16 protein-coding genes are annotated in these 21,695 nt (G+C 46.3%); 14 read left to right on the forward strand and 2 right to left on the reverse strand.

Translation table 11 applies throughout. The features are described from left to right. Positions 1-66 precede the first annotated feature (66 nt). Positions 67-2,865: a two-component sensor histidine kinase BarA gene (barA, locus tag ACLIIY_RS01095; protein ID WP_334423316.1), complete on the reverse strand. Its 2,799-nt coding sequence runs from the start codon at positions 2,863-2,865 to the stop codon at positions 67-69. 192 nt (positions 2,866-3,057) lie between these two features. Between barA and rlmD the strand changes: the two genes are divergently transcribed. The 13 genes from rlmD to rpoS all read left to right on the forward strand — a co-directional run bounded on the left by rlmD (position 3,058) and on the right by rpoS (position 17,443). Then, positions 3,058-4,377 carry a 23S rRNA (uracil(1939)-C(5))-methyltransferase RlmD gene (gene rlmD, locus ACLIIY_RS01100; protein ID WP_434528011.1) on the forward strand — a complete coding sequence of 440 codons (1,320 nt, stop codon included), beginning with the start codon at positions 3,058-3,060 and terminating at the stop codon, positions 4,375-4,377. 127 nt (positions 4,378-4,504) lie between these two features. Beyond that, positions 4,505-6,724 (forward strand): GTP diphosphokinase, encoded by a 2,220-nt coding sequence (gene relA, locus ACLIIY_RS01105; RefSeq protein ID WP_005436441.1) that lies wholly within the window; start codon positions 4,505-4,507, stop codon positions 6,722-6,724. Positions 6,725-6,928: 204 nt separating this feature from the next. After that, entirely contained in the window at positions 6,929-7,726 is a 798-nt protein-coding gene (mazG, locus tag ACLIIY_RS01110) for a nucleoside triphosphate pyrophosphohydrolase (RefSeq protein WP_041058534.1), read from the forward strand. Positions 7,727-7,877: 151 nt separating this feature from the next. Next, entirely contained in the window at positions 7,878-9,518 is a 1,641-nt protein-coding gene (locus tag ACLIIY_RS01115; RefSeq protein WP_009707596.1) for a CTP synthase, read from the forward strand. Positions 9,519-9,596: 78 nt separating this feature from the next. Further along, complete coding sequence (gene eno, locus ACLIIY_RS01120; protein ID WP_009707595.1) at positions 9,597-10,898, forward strand: phosphopyruvate hydratase; 1,302 nt, start codon at positions 9,597-9,599, stop codon at positions 10,896-10,898. Positions 10,899-11,468: 570 nt separating this feature from the next. After that, on the forward strand, positions 11,469-11,750 hold the full coding sequence (gene ftsB, locus ACLIIY_RS01125) for a cell division protein FtsB (RefSeq protein WP_005436434.1): 282 nt from the start codon (positions 11,469-11,471) through the stop codon (positions 11,748-11,750). Between the two features lies 1 nt (position 11,751). Next, positions 11,752-12,459 carry a 2-C-methyl-D-erythritol 4-phosphate cytidylyltransferase gene (ispD, locus tag ACLIIY_RS01130; RefSeq protein ID WP_434528529.1) on the forward strand — a complete coding sequence of 236 codons (708 nt, stop codon included), beginning with the start codon at positions 11,752-11,754 and terminating at the stop codon, positions 12,457-12,459. 14 nt (positions 12,460-12,473) lie between these two features. Further along, the gene (gene ispF, locus ACLIIY_RS01135; RefSeq protein WP_434528012.1) at positions 12,474-12,950 is read left to right on the forward strand and encodes a 2-C-methyl-D-erythritol 2,4-cyclodiphosphate synthase; all 477 of its coding nucleotides are present in this window, start codon (positions 12,474-12,476) and stop codon (positions 12,948-12,950) included. A 45-nt stretch (positions 12,951-12,995) separates the two neighbouring features. Next, a complete protein-coding gene (gene truD / locus ACLIIY_RS01140; protein WP_199455703.1) occupies positions 12,996-14,039 on the forward strand; it encodes a tRNA pseudouridine(13) synthase TruD in 1,044 nt (347 codons plus the stop codon). Then, complete coding sequence (gene surE / locus ACLIIY_RS01145) at positions 14,039-14,815, forward strand: 5'/3'-nucleotidase SurE (RefSeq protein WP_005436425.1); 777 nt, start codon at positions 14,039-14,041, stop codon at positions 14,813-14,815. Before truD ends, surE begins: the two co-directional genes overlap by 1 nt. Further along, on the forward strand, positions 14,815-15,441 hold the full coding sequence (locus ACLIIY_RS01150) for a protein-L-isoaspartate(D-aspartate) O-methyltransferase (protein ID WP_005436423.1): 627 nt from the start codon (positions 14,815-14,817) through the stop codon (positions 15,439-15,441). The genes surE and ACLIIY_RS01150 overlap by 1 nt, the downstream gene beginning before the upstream one ends. 14 nt (positions 15,442-15,455) lie before the next feature. After that, positions 15,456-16,379, forward strand: coding sequence for a peptidoglycan DD-metalloendopeptidase family protein (locus ACLIIY_RS01155; RefSeq protein WP_005436421.1), 924 nt, complete (start codon positions 15,456-15,458; stop codon positions 16,377-16,379). Positions 16,380-16,459: 80 nt separating this feature from the next. Further along, positions 16,460-17,443, forward strand: coding sequence for an RNA polymerase sigma factor RpoS (gene rpoS / locus ACLIIY_RS01160; protein WP_009707587.1), 984 nt, complete (start codon positions 16,460-16,462; stop codon positions 17,441-17,443). Positions 17,444-17,531: 88 nt separating this feature from the next. Here the strand turns inward: rpoS and mutS are convergent, their stop codons facing one another. Next, positions 17,532-20,117, reverse strand: a complete 2,586-nt coding sequence (gene mutS, locus ACLIIY_RS01165) for a DNA mismatch repair protein MutS (RefSeq protein ID WP_434528013.1) — start codon at positions 20,115-20,117, stop codon at positions 17,532-17,534. A 172-nt stretch (positions 20,118-20,289) separates the two neighbouring features. Here mutS and ACLIIY_RS01170 point away from each other — a divergent pair, with 172 nt between their 5' ends. Beyond that, on the forward strand, positions 20,290-21,630 hold the full coding sequence (locus ACLIIY_RS01170; RefSeq protein ID WP_114867860.1) for a tyrosine-type recombinase/integrase: 1,341 nt from the start codon (positions 20,290-20,292) through the stop codon (positions 21,628-21,630). The last annotated feature ends 65 nt before the right edge of the window (positions 21,631-21,695 follow it).

Consider the following 21,695-nt stretch of genomic DNA (forward strand, 5'->3'; position numbering starts at 1 on the left):
CCGAATACGAAAAAGCCAGAGTCGATGCTCTGGCTTTTTTATTACTCTGATTTATGCTGTCATTCTCTACTGCTCAAGATAGAGTTTCGCGGTGCTAGTAACCTTTATCATCTCATCTTGCAGTTCAAACATTTCTGGCTCGATGTCTTCAATGCTAGCCCCTGAGCGCAGCGCTTGTTCCAAGGTTGCACACAATGACTTCAATCTTGGCACACCGCAGTAAGAGCTGCTGCCGTGAAGTTTATGCACCACATGGATAAGGTCATCACGCGAGAAGTCTTCTTGCTCTAATGCTTGATCGACCACTTCTTCCACCTCAGGAATAAAATCAATCAGCATGCGCAGCATGTCTTTGGCTAGGTCTTCTTTGTTGGCACTCTGCTTTAACGCTGCTTGCCAGTCGATGATGACATCTTGCTGTGGTTTTTCTGGTGCTGGTGGCGCAGTCTCCACAACAGGCTCGACATAAGAAGGCGCGATTTTGTCGACACTTTCAGTACAAGTATTTGGGTTCCAATGAACCAAAACCTGTTGCAGTACATGTTCTTCAATTGGCTTGGTTAGGTAGTCATCCATACCCGCTGCCAGTAGTCGGTCACGTTCGCCCGCCATGGCATGCGCGGTTACCGCAATCACTGGGGTGTCTTTGTTCAGCTCTAGCTCTTTAATGTGCTGGCAAGCGGTCACGCCGTCCATCAATGGCATTTGAATGTCCATAAAGATGAGATCGTATTTCTTCTCAGTCGCGAGATTCACCGCTTGCTGACCATTGCTGCACGCTGTTACCGTTTCTACACGCTCTTTTAGTAGCGCAGAGATCAATTTCAAGTTGGCAGGGTTATCATCAACCGCAAGCACCGTAAGTGGTAAGCGTTCATTCACCACTGGATCAATTGGAGCAATTACCGCTTGTGGTGTTTCAACATGGTCCGTGATCAGGCTTTGTAAAAGCTTACGGCGTGATAATGGCTTGGTCAGACATTGGATCTGATGATCGTTCATCACTTGATCTGCCAGGGCCAATTCGGTACTTGGTGTACCCATGATCACACTCGGCGCCATGCGTTTGGCTTGTTCAATCCAAGCTGCTACCGATTGTTCGTCGTAGGTTTGGTTGGCAGCCAAGTTCAACAAGACGTAATCGTAGTTCTCGTCGTTTTCTGGCAACGAAGAGCGGTAGGTCACCAGAATGCCTTCTTGGCTTAGGATCTGCTGTGTCACTGACGCCGCTTGCATGTTTGGTTCAACCAACAGCAATTGCTTACCAGTTAGTAGTTCGACTTCAATCAGATCGCTCATTGGCATTTCAGTCGAGTGCAAGCGAACCGTAAACCAGAAGGTAGAACCTTGGTGTAGGCGACTGGTTAGGCTGATTTCACCGCCCATCTGGCTTACCAGTTTTTGAGTGATAACCAGACCAAGACCGGTACCACCATAGCGACGTGAAATACTTGCATCTGCTTGGCTAAACGCTTGGAACAACTGCGCTTGCTGACGTTCGGAGATACCAATACCAGTATCGCGCACCATGAATTGCAGTTCGACCGAATCACCAGATTGTGAGCGCATCTCAACGCTGATGTCGATGTTACCGCGCTCAGTAAACTTGATGGAGTTGCCGACCAAGTTAGTGAGGATTTGTTGGATACGAAGTGGGTCACCCACCAAGCCTTGCGGGATCTTCGGATCCACTTTCAAGGTGATTTCTAAACCTTTCTCGTGCGCGCTGGTAGCTTGTAGGTTGATTACTTCTTCTAAGCTCTCGCGGAATTCAAACGGAATGTTTTCCAGTGCCAGCTTACCGGCTTCCAGTTTCGAGAAGTCGAGGATGTCGTTGATGATGTTCAGTAGGTTGTTTGCGGACTTCTCAATAGTCTGCAAGTAATCCGTTTGGCTATTCGAAAGCTGTGTTTTCAGCATTTGGCGGGTAAAGCCAATCACGCCATTCAATGGAGTACGAAGTTCGTGAGACATATTCGCTAAGAATTCTGACTTCACACGTGCTGCTTCTTGGGCACGCTTCTTCGCGATGTCTAACTCCACGTTCTGAATCTCTAGCTGTTCCAGAGTCTCACGTAAGTCTGATGTCGCTTGGTCTATACTGTGCTGCATCTCAACGTGGTATTCCGACAGCGAGACCGCCATGGCGTTGATACCGTTTTTCAGTTGGTCCAACTCACCGTGCATTTTGCCTTCGATACGCACATCAAGGTGGCCGCGACGAATGCGGTCAACCACGTTCTTCATGTGCGTGATCGGCTGAGTAACGTCATGCATTAGACGAGAAGCGAACACACTCGCGAGACCAAGACCGAGGATCAACACCAAGAACGCAGAGAACACTTCTTGGTATTGCTGCAATCGAAGTGACGAAAGATCCATTTCCACTGCGATGTAGCCGATGGCTTTTGTGCCCTGATTCTCATTTGAGAGCTCCGAAAGATAGTGACCTTCAGATAGAATCGGCACGCGCAGAATAAGCGAGTTATCGAAGATTTCCGAATTGCCTAATTGAGGGATAGGCTTATCCTTCGGGAACATCAGAGCTTCAAAATTGGGGTGGAAGTTAGAAGTGACGAAAAGCTCATGATTTTCATCGAACACCGCGATACTACGAACCAGTTTCGAGTTTTTGCGGTGGGCGTAACTGATAAGGCGACGAACGGCTTCGCGACTTTCGGAAAGTAGGTGAGTTTCACTGGCAATCGCAAGCGGTTCGATAATGCTATTGCCTGTGGTGATAACTTGTTTCTCGAGGTCTTGGTAGCGGTTAAATGAGAAAAAGCCGCTCAGTAATAAACCAATAATGAGAGTGGGAGCGAGAGTTAGTGTAATTACACGTGCTCTTAAGCCATATCTGGTCATGTTATCTAATTACATCGGAGTCTGGATATGGGAAAATAACGCATTATTTCTCAAGCGCACGATAAAGCCTTGAGCAAAGAAGTGACGTCACCGGATAAACGGTAAGCATAATCAAGTCACTCGAATCACACAACGGCTGCAATCAAGAATAGTGAAGCAGTAGAGCAATTAGACACAAATCAGGCACAGAGCATGGCACGTATCTTTCAACCTAAAAAGAAAACGCAACTGAATACCCGTCACCAAGCGGTACAAGTAGAGCGTTTGGATCACCACGGCGCAGGCATTGCTTACCTTAAGAAGAAACCATTGTTTATTGATGGTGCGCTACCGGGTGAGGAAGTGGTAACCCAATTGGTGGAAGAAAAGAGCAAGTTCGCTCGTGGTAAGTTGATTAAAATCCTTAAACCGAGTGACGCTCGCGTGGAGTCATTTTGTCCGCACTACCATGAATGCGGTGGCTGTGACCTGCAGCACCTGAACTATGACCAACAATTGACGCACAAGCAGCAAACGCTTCGTCAGTTGATGAGAAAATTTGCCGGCAGTGATATCGAGTTGGATGCGCCTGTATTGGGAGAGTCTCTTGGCTATCGTCGCCGTGCTCGTGTGAGCTTGTTCGTAGATAAAAAGACTCGTCAGTTGCACTTTGGTTTCCGCAAGAAACAGAGTAAGCAAATCGCGCAAGTGACGGATTGTCCAGTGCTCGCACCTGAGTTAAATGTGCTATTGCCAGAAATCTACTCGACGTTAAAAGCGTTTAAGAAGCCAGAGCAACTTGGTCACGTAGAGTTGGTGCTAGGCGACAACGGTCCATGCATCACATTGCGTCATCTAAGCAAACTGACTGAAAAAGAAACCAACTCGTTGGTGGAATTGGCGAAGCGTCACGATGCATCGCTCTACTTGATGCCAGAAACCGATCAGCTTGATTTGATTGAAGGTGAGGTGCCTTTCTATCAAGAAGCGGGTGTCACCGTGCCATTTACGCCAAATAACTTTATTCAAGTGAACCAAGCGGTAAACCAGAAAATGGTCGCTCAGGCAGTAGAGTGGTTAGACCCACAAAGTGACGAACGAGTGTTAGATTTGTTCTGTGGCTTGGGTAACTTTAGTTTACCTATCGCAAAACGTGCAAAACACGTGGTTGGCGTAGAAGGTGTGGCAGAAATGGTGGAAAAGGCGGCAAATAATGCATCTTTGAACCAAATCAATAACGCGCAATTTTATCACGCTAACCTTGAGCAAGATTTTGAAGGGCAAGTTTGGGCGGCTGAACAATTCGACAAAGTGCTGCTTGATCCGGCACGCGCTGGCGCGAGTGGGATCATCGATCAAGTTTCTGCGCTTGGCGCACAGCGTGTAGTTTATGTTTCGTGTAATCCTGCTACCCTTGCAAGGGATAGTCAGAGCTTGCTGGAGCAAGGCTACCAATTAACCAAATTAGGTATGCTGGACATGTTCCCTCATACCAGCCATCTAGAATCGATGGCACTGTTTGAAAAGTCCTGATAATTGGGACTTTGTTGATCACTTACACGTGGTGGGTGGTCAATAAGCCAACGCTTAAAGCTTGGCACAAGAACTAACCTGGATGGTGTTAGTCAAACCACACAAATATAATAATTAGGATGATGAGATGGTTGCGGTAAGAAGCGCGCATTTAAACCAAGATGAACAGTTTGAACTTGAAAACTGGGTGGCTAGCCTAGGTCAAGAGAAAAACACAGCGAAACGCTTAACCGAAGTGTATCGTGATTGCCAATCGATTTTGGCGAACCACGAGCAGGCGGAGCTTTTGTTGTGGCGTGGACGAGAGATGATTGAAATCTTGATCACCTTGTCGATGGATAAAGCGACACTCGTCGCTGCGCAACTGTTCCCTTTGGTCTCAAGTGGTGCTTTTGATAGAGAACTCCTTGAGGAAAAATACAGCAAAGAAATCATTAAGCTGATCGATGGCGTCGATGAAATGGCGGCAATTGGTCAACTGAATGTAACAATGGATGGTGGTGCTGCCTCGTCTCAAGTAGATAACGTTCGTCGTATGTTGTTGGCCATGGTGGATGATTTCCGCTGCGTGGTCATCAAGCTGGCAGAACGTATCTGCAACCTGATTGAAGTAAAAAAAGCGCCGGACGAAGTTCGTCGTGCAGCGGCAAAAGAGTGTGCAAATATTTATGCGCCTCTGGCAAACCGCCTTGGTATTGGTCAGTTGAAGTGGGAAATCGAAGATTACGCCTTCCGCTACCAACAACCAGAAACCTACAAGCAAATCGCGAAGCAATTGGCTGAGCGTCGTATTGTCCGTGAACAATACATCAAAGACTTTGTCGACGACCTTACTCAAGAAATGACCGTATGCGGCATCAACGCAGAAGTCAGTGGTCGTCCAAAGCACATCTACAGTATCTGGCGCAAAATGCAGAAGAAGAGTCTGGCGTTTGATGAATTGTTTGACGTACGTGCGGTACGTATCATCGCTGACAAACTTCAAGACTGCTATGCCGCTCTGGGTGTGGTTCACACCAAATACAAACACTTACCAAGTGAGTTCGACGATTACGTAGCGAACCCTAAACCAAATGGCTACCAGTCCATCCATACCGTAATTCTTGGCCCTGAAGGCAAGACCATCGAGATCCAGATTCGTACTAAAGAGATGCACGAAGACTCGGAGCTAGGTGTTGCAGCGCACTGGAAATACAAAGAAGGCGCAAGCAGCCGCAGCGGTTACGATGAGAAGATCACGTGGCTGCGTAAGCTACTGGATTGGCAAGAAGAGATGTCTGACTCTGGCGAGATGTTGGATGAGCTGCGTAGTCAGGTATTTGATGACCGCGTGTATGCCTTTACTCCACGTGGTGATGTCGTCGACCTACCGATGGGCGCAACTCCATTAGACTTCGCTTACCACATTCACTCAGAAGTGGGGCATCGCTGTATCGGTGCCAAAGTAGCGGGTCGTATCGTACCGTTCACTCATAAACTGCAAATGGGTGATCAGGTTGAAATCATCACCCAGAAAGAACCAAACCCTTCGCGAGACTGGTTAAACCCGTCGCTAGGCTTTGTGACTTCAAGCCGAGCGCGTGCGAAGATCAACGCATGGTTCCGCAAGCAAAGCCGTGAGAAGAACCTAGAAGCGGGTCGTGAAATTCTAGAACACGAATTGGCGAAAATCGGCGCAACACTGAAAGACGCTGATAACTACGCATTGAAACGCTTTAACGTTAATAGTGCTGATGAGTTGTATGTTGGTATTGGTAGTGGTGACTTACGTATCAACCAGATCATCAACCACATCAACGCATTGGTGAACAAACCAACCGCGGAAGAAGAAGACCAGCAAGCGCTAGAAAAACTGCAAGAAGCAGAAAGTCGCGCGCCAGCACAGAGTCGTCCGAAGAAAGATGCGGTCGTAGTGGAAGGCGTTGATAACTTAATGACGCATCTAGCGCGCTGTTGTCAGCCTATCCCTGGTGATGAAATCGCAGGTTACATCACCCAAGGCCGCGGAATTTCGGTCCACCGCAGTGACTGTGAGCAACTTGAGGAGCTTCGTCATCACGCACCAGAACGTATCATCGATACCGTCTGGGGCAGCGGCTTTGTCGGTTCTTACATCTTGACGGTTCGTGTTGAAGCAATGGAGCGCGGCGGTCTACTTAAAGACATCACAACGCTATTTGCGAACGAGAAAATCAAAGTCACCAGCATGAAGAGCCGCGTCGATTACCGCACGCAAATGTCGATCATGGACTTTGACCTTGAAGTGACCAACCTTGAAGTGTTCTCACGCGTTTCGAAGCGTGTTGAGCAGATCAAGGATGTAATGTCGGTTAAACGCCTAGGCTAAAATTCTCGTCATACTTGAAGCTGATAGCGTTGTTGCCTACGCTCACTCGCTCCATCACATAGGCAAGCTATGCTCAGGAGTCTCGCTCGCTTGCCGCCTAGCTACAGCTTCAATTATTTAGAGAATTGATCAACACATAACAAAGGTGAGTGGTTTTGGCTGCTCACCTTTTTCTTTAGATAGAAAGGTTTAAAGGAACAGAAAATGAGTCATCCAATTGAACAGTTAGAACAAATCATGGCGAAGTTGCGTGACCCAGAAAGCGGTTGCCCTTGGGATTTAAAGCAGACCTTCGACACCATTGTTCCGCACACTATCGAAGAAACCTACGAAGTGGTGGATGCAATTCAAAACCGCGATTGGCCGAACTTGCAAGAAGAGTTGGGTGACTTATTGTTCCAAGTTATTTTCTACAGCCAAATGGCGAAAGAGCAGGGACTATTCGACTTTTCTGATGTGGTGGAAACTGTCAATGAGAAACTGACGCGTCGCCACCCGCATGTTTTTTCAGAAGTAGAATTCGATTCTGAAGAAGCGATTAACGCAAACTGGGAAGCAGAAAAAGCCAAAGAGAAAGCGCAAGTAGGCAAAGCTGAAGAAAGTATTCTAGACTCAATACCAAACTCTCTACCTGCGCTTTCGCGTGCTACAAAGATCCAGAAAAAGTGCGCGAAATTTGGTTTCGATTGGGACTCGCTTGGCCCTGTCGTCGGAAAAGTGCAGGAAGAAATTGAAGAGGTGATGGAAGAAGCGCTTCAAATTACTCCGGATGAGGAAAAAGTCGAACTTGAATTAGGCGATCTTTTATTTGCTACTGTGAACCTGTCTCGTCACCTAGGGAAAGACCCTGAAGTGGCACTGGCAAAAGCCAACTTAAAGTTCTCGAAACGCTTTAAAGGCGTGGAAACTAAAGTTGCAGCGCACGGTAAGCAGCTCACAGACTTTACTCTAGATGAACTCGATTCCATGTGGGATGAAGTGAAACGAGAAGAGCAAAGCTGAAATTGCATGAATACTCGACTTTGATTTGAAGCAAAAAATAAAAAATTACGGTGTGATAGATTTCACGTTGTGGCGGTTAGGAGCTTCTGGTATATTTACGTCCCGTCCAGAAGCACTCCATTTCCCTCATTCAACCAATTTCAGGTTAAACATGACGACAAATTACATTTTTGTTACTGGCGGGGTTGTATCCTCTCTAGGTAAAGGTATTGCAGCAGCATCTCTTGCAGCTATTCTAGAAGCTCGTGGTCTAAAAGTGACTATGATGAAGCTTGACCCTTACATCAACGTTGATCCAGGCACAATGAGCCCAACTCAACACGGTGAAGTGTTCGTTACGGAAGATGGCGCAGAGACTGACCTTGACCTTGGTCACTACGAGCGTTTCATCCGCACCAAGATGACTAAGCGTAACAACTTCACTGCTGGTCGTGTTTATGCAGACGTACTACGTAAAGAACGTCGCGGCGATTACCTAGGTGCAACCATTCAGGTTATCCCTCACATCACTAACGCTATCAAAGACCGCGTAATCGCAGGTTCTGAAGGCCATGATGTTGCTATCGTTGAAGTCGGTGGTACGGTAGGTGATATCGAATCACTACCATTTATGGAAGCTATCCGTCAGCTTGCTGTAGAACTAGGCCGTGAACGCGCAATGTTCATGCACCTAACGCTAGTTCCTTACCTAGCAGCTGCAGGTGAAGTGAAAACTAAGCCAACTCAGCACTCTGTTAAAGAGCTGCTATCTATCGGTATCCAACCAGATATTCTTGTTTGCCGCTCAGATCGTATGATCCCAGCGAACGAGCGTAAGAAAATTGCGCTATTCTGTAACGTTCCTGAGAAAGCGGTAATCTCAATGAAGGACGTAGATTCAATCTACAAGATCCCTCAACTTGTTAAGTCTCAAGGTCTAGATGACCTAGTTTGTGCTCGCTTTGGTATCAACGCACCAGAAGCTGACCTGTCTGAATGGGAACAGGTTATCTATGAAGAAGCGAACCCAACTGGCGAAGTAACTATCGGTATGGTCGGTAAATACATCGAACTACCAGATGCTTACAAGTCAGTAAACGAAGCACTTAAACACGCAGGCTTGAAAAACCGTCTAAACGTCACAATTAAATACGTAGACTCTCAAGATGTTGAGACGAAAGGCGTAGAAGTGCTTGAAGGTCTAGATGCAATCCTAGTACCTGGTGGCTTCGGTGACCGTGGTATCGAAGGTAAGATTCGCGCAGCACAATACGCTCGTGAAAACAAAGTACCTTACCTAGGCATCTGTCTAGGCATGCAAGTAGCACTTATCGAATACGCGCGTAACGTAGCGGGTATGGAAGGTGCACATTCAACAGAATTTAACAAAGACACTAAGTACCCTGTGGTAGGTTTGATCACTGAATGGGTAGACGGCGAAGGTAAAGTTGAAGAACGTACTGAAACGTCTGACCTAGGTGGTACGATGCGTCTTGGTTCACAGCTATGTCACCTAGAGAAAGGTACGAAAGCTCGTGAACTATACGGCAACGCGACAATTCATGAGCGTCACCGTCACCGTTACGAAGTAAACAACAATCTTCGTCCGCAAATCGAAAAAGCGGGTCTGAAAGTATCTGGCCTATCAGCGGACAAGAAACTAGTGGAAATGATTGAGAACCCAGCTCACCCATGGTTTGTAGCGGCTCAATTCCACCCAGAATTCACCTCGACGCCTCGCGATGGTCACCCACTATTCGCAGGTTTCGTTAAAGCTGCAGGCCAAAACGCTCGCGGCGAATTCGAGAAGTAAAAGGATACGGGCAGCGGCAAAGGTTGTACTGCTGCCCTTTAAAATTGACATTTATATTTGAAACGAGAGGAAACATTAATGTCTAAGATCGTTAAAGTTCTAGGTCGTGAAATCATCGACTCACGTGGTAACCCAACTGTAGAAGCTGAAGTACACCTAGAAGGCGGTTTCGTAGGTATGGCAGCAGCTCCATCTGGCGCATCTACTGGTTCTCGCGAAGCTCTTGAGCTACGTGACGGTGACAAAGCACGTTTCCTAGGTAAAGGTGTTCTTAAAGCTGTTGAAGCTGTAAACGGCGCAATCGCTGAAGCTCTAGTTGGCAAAGACGCTAAAGACCAAGCTGCAATCGACGCAGTAATGATCGAACTAGACGGCACTGAAAACAAATCTAAGTTCGGTGCGAACGCTATCCTAGCTGTTTCTCTAGCAAACGCTAAAGCTGCAGCAGCAGCTAAAGGCATGCCTCTATACGAGCACATCGCTGAGCTAAACGGCACAGCTGGTCAGTTCTCTATGCCTCTACCAATGATGAACATCATCAACGGTGGTGAGCACGCAGACAACAACGTTGACATCCAAGAGTTCATGATCCAACCAGTTGGTGCTAAAACTCTTAAAGAAGGTCTACGTATCGGTGCTGAAGTATTCCACAACCTAGCTAAAGTTCTTAAGTCTAAAGGCTACAGCACTGCAGTTGGTGACGAAGGTGGTTTCGCTCCTAACCTTAAGTCTAACGCTGAAGCTCTAGAAGTTATCGCAGAAGCTGTTGCAGCTGCTGGTTACGAACTAGGTAAAGACGTTACTCTAGCTATGGACTGTGCTGCATCTGAGTTCTTCGACAAAGAAGCTGGCATCTACAACATGAAAGGCGAAGGTAAAACTTTCACTTCTGAAGAGTTCAACCACTACCTAGCTGAGCTAGCTAACCAATTCCCAATCGTTTCTATCGAAGACGGTCTAGACGAGTCTGATTGGACTGGCTTCAAGCACCAAACTGAACTACTAGGTGACAAGCTTCAACTAGTAGGTGACGACCTATTCGTTACTAACACTAAGATCCTTGCTGAAGGTATCGAGAAAGGCGTAGCTAACTCTATCCTTATCAAGTTCAACCAAATCGGTTCTCTAACTGAGACTCTAGCTGCAATCAAGATGGCTAAAGACGCAGGTTACACAGCAGTAATCTCTCACCGTTCTGGCGAAACTGAAGATGCAACTATCGCTGACCTAGCGGTAGGTACAGCTGCAGGTCAAATCAAAACTGGTTCTATGAGCCGTTCTGACCGTGTTGCTAAGTACAACCAACTAATCCGTATCGAGGAAGCTCTAGGTGAGCGCGCTCCTTTCAACGGTCTTAAAGAAGTTAAAGGTCAAGCTTAATTCTTAACTGAATTAACCGCTTAACTTAAAGCTTTTGAAAACGCCTCGCACTTGCGGGGCGTTTTTTTATATGACGGAAGCTTTAGGTGAGCGCGCTCCTCCATGTTTCAAGGAAGCGGCCTTAAAGAAGTTAAAGGTCAAGCTTAATTCTTAATTGAATTAACCGCTTAACTTAAAGCTTTTGAAAACGCCTCGCACTTGCGGGGCGTTTTTTATATGGCGGAAGCTATAAGTGAGAGGGCTCCTCCATGTTTCAAGGAAGCGGTCTCAAAGAAGTTAAAGGTCAAGCTTAATTCTTAACTGAGTTAACCGCTTAACTTAAAGCTTTTAAAAACACTCTGCCTTGGCGGGGGGGGGTTGTATCTGACATATGGGAACGCTTCGCTTACGTTCATTTTTGATTCCATAGAACGAGGAAGGAGAGAGTAGGGAAGTCTCTTTGTTTCATTTTGCTGCTTTTTTCCTGTAAGGAGCGTGTGAGTCTCTTTTTCTGCCCTAGAGCCAACCACGCATTTATGCTATATATGTCACCTTATCTAATCCCTTCCGGTACAGAATGTTAGCAACGATATGCGAATCTTTGTTATAGCCCTTACGTTACTGTTTGGCTGGCTTCAATATACCCTCTGGTTTGGCAAAAACGGGGTGTCTGACTACTACACAGTAGAAGATGAAATTGAAGTGCAGCAGCAAGTAAACAGCAAGCTGCAAGCTCGTAATAACGAGATGTTCGCTGAGATTGATGACTTACGACAAGGTCTTGATGCGATCGAAGAACGTGCGCGTCACGAACTTGGTTTGGTTAAAGATGGCGAAACCTTCTACCGAATCGTAGGTGAGGATGAACAATAAGATGTTGGATACTTCACCATCTCATATTGCTATCGTGCCAGCTGCTGGCGTTGGTAGTCGAATGAAGGCAGACCGTCCAAAACAGTACCTGTTGATTGACGGCAAAGCGGTATTGGAACATACCGTGGAAAAACTGCTTTCTCACCCAAAAATTTCTAAGGTTGTCGTGGCTATTACCGACGGCGACCCATACTACCCTGAACTCTCCATTGCTCAGCACCCAGACGTGGTTCGTGTGGCTGGTGGTAAAGAAAGGGCAGACTCTGTGTTATCAGGGCTAAACTATGTAAGTACACATCTGGAAAGCGAGTGGGTTTTAGTTCACGACGCAGCAAGGCCATGTATACTCACATCCGATATTGACCATTTGATCGACGTTTGTAGCGCACACTCAACAGGTGGCATCCTTGCCTCTCCAGTGAGAGACACAATGAAGCGAGCAAACGTGGCACAAGATATCGATCATACGGTAGATAGAGAAGCATTGTGGCATGCATTAACTCCACAAATGTTTAAAACTCAGCAGCTTACTCAAGCACTGGCTGACGCATTAGAACAAGGTGCAACTATCACTGATGAAGCCTCGGCTTTGGAATGGTTAGGCGAAAAGCCGGCACTTGTTCAAGGGAATGCGAATAATATAAAAATTACTCAGCCAGAAGATCTTGCGTTAGCCGAGTTTTATCTCAGCCGTGAGCGCGGCGAATAAAGAAAGGATAGAAAATGATTCGAATTGGTCATGGTTTCGACGTACATAAATTCGGCGGTGAAGGTCCGGTAATCATCGGTGGTGTAACGATTCCTTACGAACAAGGTTTGATTGCTCATTCTGATGGTGATGTCGCACTGCATGCGTTGAGCGATGCTTTGTTAGGAGCAATTGCTGCGGGTGATATTGGTCGCCACTTCCCTGATACGGATGACAAATGGAAAGGCGCGGATAGCCGTGAATTATTGAAAGACGTATACCGTCGAGTCAAAGAACAAGGCTACCGACTTGGTAATGCTGACATTACTATCATTGCACAAGCGCCGAAGATGGCTCCGTACATTGAAGCCATGTGTGCAGCGATTGCCGAAGACTTGGAAACCGACATTAACAACATTAACGTAAAAGCGACGACGACAGAACGTCTTGGTTTTACTGGACGCAAAGAAGGCATTGCAACGGAAGCAGTTGTACTTCTGTTTAAGCAATAACTAGCAATTTGCTCCTCTAAGCTGTGATATCAGCGGAAACACATCATGTCAGACATTTTATCTTCATTGGCTTACCTAACAGGTAAGCCAGTTGCATCTGCAAAAATCAAAGCGCAACCAGAGCACTTTCAGGTTCGCGAAGATTTAGGTTTTGCCTTTACGGGTGAAGGCGAGCACTTAATGGTTCGTATCCGTAAAACCGGTGAGAACACCAGCTTTGTTGCTAACGAGTTAGCTAAAGCCTGTGGTGTTAAGTCGAAAGACGTCAGCTGGGCAGGTCTTAAAGACCGTCATGCTGTGACTGAACAGTGGCTAAGCGTGCATTTACCAAAAGGTGAAACACCAGACTTTTCAGCATTTTTGGCGCAATACCCGAGCATCGAAATCCTTGCAACGGATCGTCACAACAAAAAACTGCGTCCTGGTGACTTAGTAGGGAACGAGTTCGTGGTTACTTTGTCTGAAGTGACAGATGTAGCGGATGTTGAGCAACGTCTTGAAAAAGTGAAACAAGTGGGTGTGCCAAACTACTTTGGTAGTCAGCGTTTTGGTAACGATGGCAACAACCTTGAAGAAGCACGTCGATGGGGACGCGAGAACGTTCGTACCCGCAACCAAAACAAGCGCAGCATGTACTTGTCAGCGGCTCGTTCATGGATCTTTAACCGTATTGTTTCAGCTCGCCTAGAGAACGGTGTGTTTGATAAGTTTATCGACGGTGATGTGGCGCAGACAGCTTCTGGCACTCAGTTGGTTGATGCAAGTAACATGGCAGATCTACAAGCACAGTTTGCTCAAGGCGAAGTGGCGATCACTGCTGCACTGGCGGGCGATAACGCACTTCCGACTCAAGCGGATGCGCTAACCTTAGAGCAACCGTTCTTAGATGAAGAACCAGATTTGATGGCACTGATTCGCGGTAACCGTATGCGTCATGACCGTCGTGACATCGCACTCAAGCCACAAGACTTAGCTTGGACTGTCGATGGTAACAACATCACACTGACGTTCTCGCTGGATGCGGGCTCCTTTGCGACTTCAATCGTGCGCGAATTGGTTATCGAAGAAAAGGTAGAAAGAGAATATTAATGGAAATGGATTCACACAACGCGAAGCCATTAAGAATACTGCTCAGTAATGATGACGGTGTTCATGCTCAGGGAATTCATGCGCTTGCTGATGAGCTAAGAAGCATTGCTGAAGTGACAATCGTAGCACCAGACAGAAACCGCTCTGGTGCTTCTAACTCGCTCACGTTGGAGCAGCCACTACGCGTTACTGAGATTGCGCCGAAAACCTTCTCTGTGCAGGGAACGCCAACTGACTGTGTCCACTTCGCGCTGAATGAGTTGATGAAAGATGACCTGCCAGACCTTGTGCTGTCAGGCATTAATCATGGTGCCAACTTAGGTGACGACGTGCTGTACTCTGGTACAGTCGCTGCGGCGATGGAAGGGCACTTCCTTGGTGTGCAGGCCATTGCTTTCTCCCTCGTCGGCAAACAGCATTTTGAATCTGCTGCGAAAGTTGCGCGTCAGCTGGTTGAGCAACACTTGGTTCGTCCGATCCCAACTAACCGTTTATTGAATGTAAACGTGCCCGATCTTCCATTTGAAGAGCTTGGTGAGATTGAAGTGACTCGCTTAGGTGCTCGTCATCACGCTGAGAATATGATCAAGCAGAAAGATCCGCGCGGACATGATATTTATTGGCTCGGCCCTCCGGGTAAAGAACAAGATGCTGGTATTGGTACAGACTTTTACGCGATTGAACATGGCTTTGTTTCAATCACGCCGCTACAAGTCGACTTAACAGCTCATGAGTCATTGCGTGCAATGGATAGTTGGTTAAAGGAAGAGAATTAATGAGTAACCCACATGCTGACAGGTTGATAGCGTTTCTTATCTCCAGTGGCATCAGTGATCAACGCGTGTTGGATGCAATTTATCGTTTGCCACGTGAGAGCTTTGTCTCACAAGCGATGATGCACCAAGCATACGACAACAATGCGTTGCCGATTGGTCAGGGACAAACTATTTCTCAACCTTACATCGTCGCGAAAATGACAGAACTGTTGGATCTAAAGTCGAACAGCAATGTATTAGAAATTGGTACCGGCTCAGGTTACCAAACCGCTGTCCTCGCTCAAATTGTCGATCATGTTTATTCCGTTGAACGCATCAAATCCTTGCAATGGGATGCGAAGCGCCGTCTGAAACAACTCGATATTTATAATGTATCGACTAAACATGGTGATGGTTGGCTTGGTTGGGAAGGCAAAGGTCCTTTCGATGCGATTATCGTCACTGCCGCCGCGGAGAGTGTTCCCCAAGCACTTTTATCGCAGCTAAAAGAAGGCGGTAAGATGGTCATTCCGGTGGGTGACGATGAGCAACAACTATTAAAAATTGAACGTCAGGGTGAACAATATCTGTCGACCGTGGTAGAAATGGTAAGATTTGTGCCACTAGTTGCAGGTGATTTAGCTTAAAGGTTAAAGACTAGGTGAAGAAGTTATTACATCGTTTTGTTATTAGCTGTTTGTTGGCTGCGGGACTTGTTGGTTGCGCGGCTCATTCACCTGCACCTGTTTCAAGCCTAAATAAAGATTACTCGACGGTTGAGCGTGGCAGTTATAGAGGGAGTTATTACGAAGTAAAGAAAGGTGACACCCTTTATTTTATAGCCTACGTCACAGATAAGAATGTAAATGATCTAGTTCGTTACAATGAATTGTCTGCTCCTTACACGATTTTTCCGGGCCAGAGGTTGAAACTTTGGGCTCCGAAATATGTGGCCCCTAAATATGGCCACAAAGTGGAACCCGTTGTCGCTCCTGTTGTTGCAGCAAAACCTGCTCCGGTGACTAAAACATCAACAACGTCAAAGGCGTCAAATTCAAGTAAAAGCTCTACTCAGAAACCTAAGACAACTACGACTCAGGTTGCACAAAAACAGCCGCCAAAGAAGGTTGAACAATCCAAACCAAAGGAGTATGTTGGGTCAAAAGGTAATCAGAATGTTAAACCGAAACCGCCAACAACCACCGCGAAAAACGAAAAAGTCTCGAAGTGGTTATGGCCGACAAAAGGGAGAGTAATCAGTAACTTCTCAGCGGGAGAACAAGGAAATAAAGGTATCGACATCGCAGGACAGCGTGGTCAACCTATCGTTTCAACCGCAGCTGGCACCGTCGTTTATTCGGGTAATGCGCTACGAGGTTATGGCAACCTAATTATAGTGAAGCATAACGACAATTATTTAAGCGCATACGCACACAACGACAGACTGCTGGTATCAGAAGGACAAAGTGTTAAGAGCGGACAAAAAATAGCAACCATGGGTAGTTCAGGTGCTAAATCCGTCAAACTACATTTTGAAATTCGCTATCAAGGTAAATCAGTGAATCCAAAGCGCTATTTACCGTAAAACTTTGAATAACAACTTGCGACATCATTTAGCGGCATATTGAGTTGTCATGTCTTGCTAACTCGCCAGGGGGAGGCGTTATGAGTATCAGCAACACAGTAACCAAAGTTGAAGAGTTCGACTACGACAATGCACAATCGGAAGGCATTTCAAACGAACCTGCAAAAACATCTACTGGAACCAAATCAGCGGCGCGCGAAGAATTTGACGCGAGCAGTAAGAGCTTAGACGCAACACAGCTCTACTTGGGCGAAATTGGTTTCTCACCACTACTCACTGCAGAAGAAGAAGTACTTTATGCTCGACGTGCGCTGCGTGGCGATGAAGCTGCTCGCAAACGTATGATCGAAAGTAACTTGCGTCTTGTAGTGAAAATCTCTCGTCGATACAGCAACCGTGGTCTTGCACTTCTTGATCTCATCGAAGAAGGTAACCTAGGTTTGATCCGTGCGGTCGAGAAGTTCGATCCAGAACGCGGTTTCCGTTTCTCAACTTACGCGACGTGGTGGATTCGCCAAACGATCGAACGTGCGTTGATGAACCAAACTCGTACCATCCGTCTGCCAATTCATGTGGTTAAAGAGCTGAACATTTATCTGCGTACTGCGCGTGAACTTTCTCAGAAGCTCGACCATGAACCAACAGCAGAAGAGATCGCTGCACAGTTAGATATCCCAGTCGAAGACGTGAGCAAAATGCTACGCCTCAACGAGCGCATTAGTTCAGTTGACACACCTATCGGTGGTGATGGCGAGAAAGCGCTACTGGATATCATTCCTGATGCAAACAATTCAGACCCTGAAGTTTCCACTCAAGACGATGACATCAAATCTTCATTGATCCATTGGCTGGAAGAGCTGAATCCAAAACAGAAAGAAGTGCTGGCACGTCGTTTTGGTCTGCTTGGCTACGAGCCATCTACGCTTGAAGAAGTGGGACGTGAAATTGGTCTAACACGCGAACGTGTTCGTCAGATCCAAGTGGAAGGTTTACGTCGACTACGCGAGATCTTAATTAAGCAAGGTTTAAACATGGAAAACCTGTTTAACGTTGAAGACGACTAAACAAGTCAGCTTTAAAAGCGAGTTCAGAATAAACAAAAGGCTATGGGTGACCATAGCCTTTTTGCGTTTTCCTGTATCAGTACAGGAACTAGAGCATTTTCTTCAAGCGATATAACTCTTCCAGTGCCTGACGCGGTGTTAGATCGTCAGGATCGATGTTCGACAATGCTTGTTCAACATCGCTTGGTTCTGGGATCAGGCTGAGTTGGTTTGCCACATCAACGGTACTCGGACGAGGTGAGTCTGTTCCCTGACCTAATTGTTCAAGCTGAGACAGTTTGTGACGCGCATTCTTGATTACTGGTTTTGGAACGCCCGCTAAACCAGCAACCGCTAAACCATAAGACTTGCTTGCTGCGCCTTCTTGTACCGCGTGCATAAAGGCAATGCTGTCACCGTGCTCTACTGCATCAAGGTGAACGTTGGCTAGATTTGGCAGTAAGTTTGGCAGCTCAGTCAGTTCGAAGTAGTGGGTGGCGAACAGGGTCATTGCTCCAATTTGAGTTGCAAGCCATTCTGCACTTGCCCATGCTAAAGACAGACCATCGTAAGTGCTGGTACCGCGACCGATCTCATCCATCAGCACCAAGCTGTTCTTGGTCGCGTTATGAAGAATGTTGGCTGTTTCAGTCATTTCTACCATGAAGGTTGAGCGACCAGAGGCCAAATCATCAGATGCACCGATACGAGTAAAGATACGGTCTAGAGAGCCAATATGAGCTGATTCTGCAGGTACGTATGAACCAATGTGAGCCATCAAAGCAATCAGTGCGGTTTGGCGCATATAGGTCGATTTACCACCCATGTTTGGACCAGTGATGATCAGCATCTTACGAGCTGAGCTGAGTTCAATTGGGTTGGCAATAAACGGTTCGCTTGTTACTTGCTCCACGACAGGGTGACGACCTGCTTGAATGCTAATGCCTGCTTCTTTGTCCAACGTTGGGCGACAGTAATCAAGTGAATCTGCACGTTCAGCTAGGTTTTGTAGTACGTCTAACTGAGAAATCGCCGAAGCAAGGTTTTGCATCTTCTCAAGGTTTGGCATCAACAAATCAAACAGCTCTTCCCACAGTTTTTTCTCAACTGCTAGCGCTTTTGACTTAGAGTTTAGTACCTTGTCTTCGTGCTCTTTCAACTCAGGAATGATGTAGCGTTCTGCGTTTTTCAGCGTTTGGCGACGCACATAGTGTGGTGGCACTAAGTGGCTCTGACCACGGCTAACCTGAATGAAGAAGCCGTGTACAGCATTGTAGCCAACTTTTAGGGTGTCGATACCATGACGTTCACGCTCGTCTGCTTCGAGCTTTTCTAGATACTCGGTTGCGCCGTCTGCAAGCTTGCGCCATTCATCAAGCTCCGCATTGTAGCCTTCTGCGATCACGCCACCTTCGCGAATCACCACTGGTGGGTTTTCTTTGATTGCGCGCTCAAGTAAGTCACATACCTCATCCATTGGCGCAGCAAATTGAGCCAATTTTTTAAGGTATGGGTGAGCTAGAGAAGAAGTGGCGGCTTCCAACTCTGGCAACTGCTGCATTGCATGGCGTAGACGAGCCATATCGCGCGGACGTGCCGAGCGAAGCGCCAAACGAGCAAGGATACGCTCAATATCACCAATCTGTTTGAAGATCGGTTGAATGTCGGTAAACAAGCTTTGGTCTTTGATTTCACCAATTGCATCAAGACGGTTGTTGAGAGTATCGACACAGCGCATTGGCTGATGCAACCAACGTTTCAGCATACGGCTGCCCATTGGGGTCGCACAGTGATCGAGCACTTCAGCTAGCGTGTTATCAGTGCCGCCTGACAGGTTTTGCGTCAGCTCTAAGTTGCGACGTGTAGCGGCATCAAGAATGACTGAGTGATCTTGGCGATCAAACGTTAACGAACGAATGTGCGGTAGGGCAGTACGCTGAGTATCTTTTACGTATTGAATCAAACAACCCGCAGCACACAGGCCTAGTGAAGCGTGCTCAACACCAAAGCCTACTAAATCGCGCGTACCAAATTGTTGGTTCAACTGCTGCTTCGCGGTATCTAGCTCAAATTCCCAGACCGGGCGACGACGGTTGCCGTTGCGGCTAGACATGAGGTGAACTGCTTCAAAATCCTCAGGGAAGAGTAATTCACGAGGAGCTGTGCGCTGCAACTCAGCAGCCATTGCTTCTTCGGTCTCTGGCTCGACTAGTTGGAAACGACCCGAAGTCACATCCAATGTCGCGTAACCGAATTTACCATTGTGTTGGTAAATCGCTGCAATCAGGTTGTCGAGACGCTCAGACAGCAGTGCTTCGTCGGTCACCGTACCAGGGGTGACGATACGCACTACTTTACGCTCAACCGGACCTTTGCTTGTCGCTGGATCGCCAATCTGTTCACAGATCGCGACAGACTCACCTAGTTGAACAAGTTTAGCCAGATAACCTTCAACAGCGTGGAATGGGACGCCAGCCATAGGTATTGGTTCACCTGCCGATGCGCCGCGTTTGGTCAACGAGATATCTAACAATTGAGATGCACGTTTTGCATCGTCGTAGAAGAGTTCGTAGAAGTCGCCCATGCGATAGAACAGCAAGATTTCTGGGTTCTCAGCCTTTAGCTTGAGATATTGCTGCATCATAGGGGTATGCGTTTGGCTTAAATCTTTGTTTTTTGTGGTGTTTTTTTTCATTTAATTCTATCTTTTCAATAAGTTATGAAAATTATGAAGATCCCATTAAATCCCACTAGATTTCAAAGAATTCCACCTAAGCGCAGCAATTAGTGTAGGTAAAAGTGTAGGTTTTTATTTCCTATACAACGGAATAGAATTGTCAAATCACCTAGCGATATGGGAGCCAGAAATGGCAGAGAGTAAGAATAGCAAACCTCTAACTAATAGAGCAATTGAGACATTAACTACTAAGAAAGGAGTTGTGGCTGACGTTGGCGAAAACCGAGGCTTAAGGATCGCCTGCGGTAAGACAGGAAGGAAAACATTTACTTATCGTTTTCGAAGTCCAGAGAATGAAGGAAAGATTACTCAAATTAAGCTAGGCGTTTTTCCCGAGTTGTCGTTAGAACAAGCTAGGATCAAGCTAAGAGAGTTTAAGGCTATGCGTGATGCAGGTATATGCCCTAAAGCTGAGCTTGATAGAATAGAAGAAAAGCGTAGGAAAAGTGAACAAAAAGGTACAGTAAAGCAAATTCAGGTTAAAGATATCGTTGATCTATACTTGGAGCAATACATTGAAGATAGGGTAAATGCGGTAGGAAAAAGAATTTCTGGAGCTAGAAAACCTAAAGGTCAAAAAGAGGTGCGACGGACACTATATGTTGATGTAGTTAATGCTGTTGGGAATTGTTCTGTCAGCAATTTCAAGAAGAATGATGTTGTTTCTCTGATTCAAGGCATTATAGACCGTGGTGCTCCTGTGCAAGCTGGTTCAGTGATTAGAGAACTATCTAGTGCTTATGACTTTGCTATCAGTATGGATTTTTTACCTGAAGATTTTGTTAACCCTGCGCTCCTTGCATTGAATACATTTAAAATGAGGAAAGTTAAGTTAACTTGTTCAAAGGGAAAAAGGGTACTGGATCACTCTGAGTTGATTAAAGTCCTTCATTGGTTACCTACGTCTGGATTCACCGACAATCAAAAGGGAATTCTAAAGTTAACTTTATGGACTGGTTGTCGAACGGGGGAACTGTGTGGATTAAAATGGAACCAGATCGATTTTGACAAAGGTACAATCTTTCTTGAAGAAACCAAAAATGGTAATTCAAGATATGTACAGTTAGTCTCTCAAGCTCTTGTTTGGTTGAAACAATGGCAACATACGCGATTGCCATCAAAGTCTCCTTTAGTTTTTCCATTGAGAAGTGATTGGAAAAGGCGACATGTTGCTCAAAAGCAACTATCTGAAAATATGTGGCGAATGCGACAAAATAATACAATGCTCTCAATCCCTCAATGGACTGCCCATGATCTTAGGCGCACCGTTCGAACTGAGCTTGCTAGACTTGGCTGCCCTACTTCAGTTGCGGAGGCTGTTCTTGGTCACAGTCCTAAGGGAATTGAGGGAACATATAATTTGCACCGTTATGAGAATGAGTGCCGAGAGTGGCTTCAGCGTTGGGCCAATTTTCTTGATAGCTTAGTGTGTTCGGATGATAACGTGATTGAATTATCACGAGTTAGCTGACCTTTATCATATATACCCGTGATCATTGAAGAAGCTTGATTTTCAATAGAATTAGGATCATGCTA

Source organism: Vibrio sp. K4, assembly GCF_051122595.1.
Classification (GTDB): domain Bacteria; phylum Pseudomonadota; class Gammaproteobacteria; order Enterobacterales; family Vibrionaceae; genus Vibrio; species Vibrio owensii.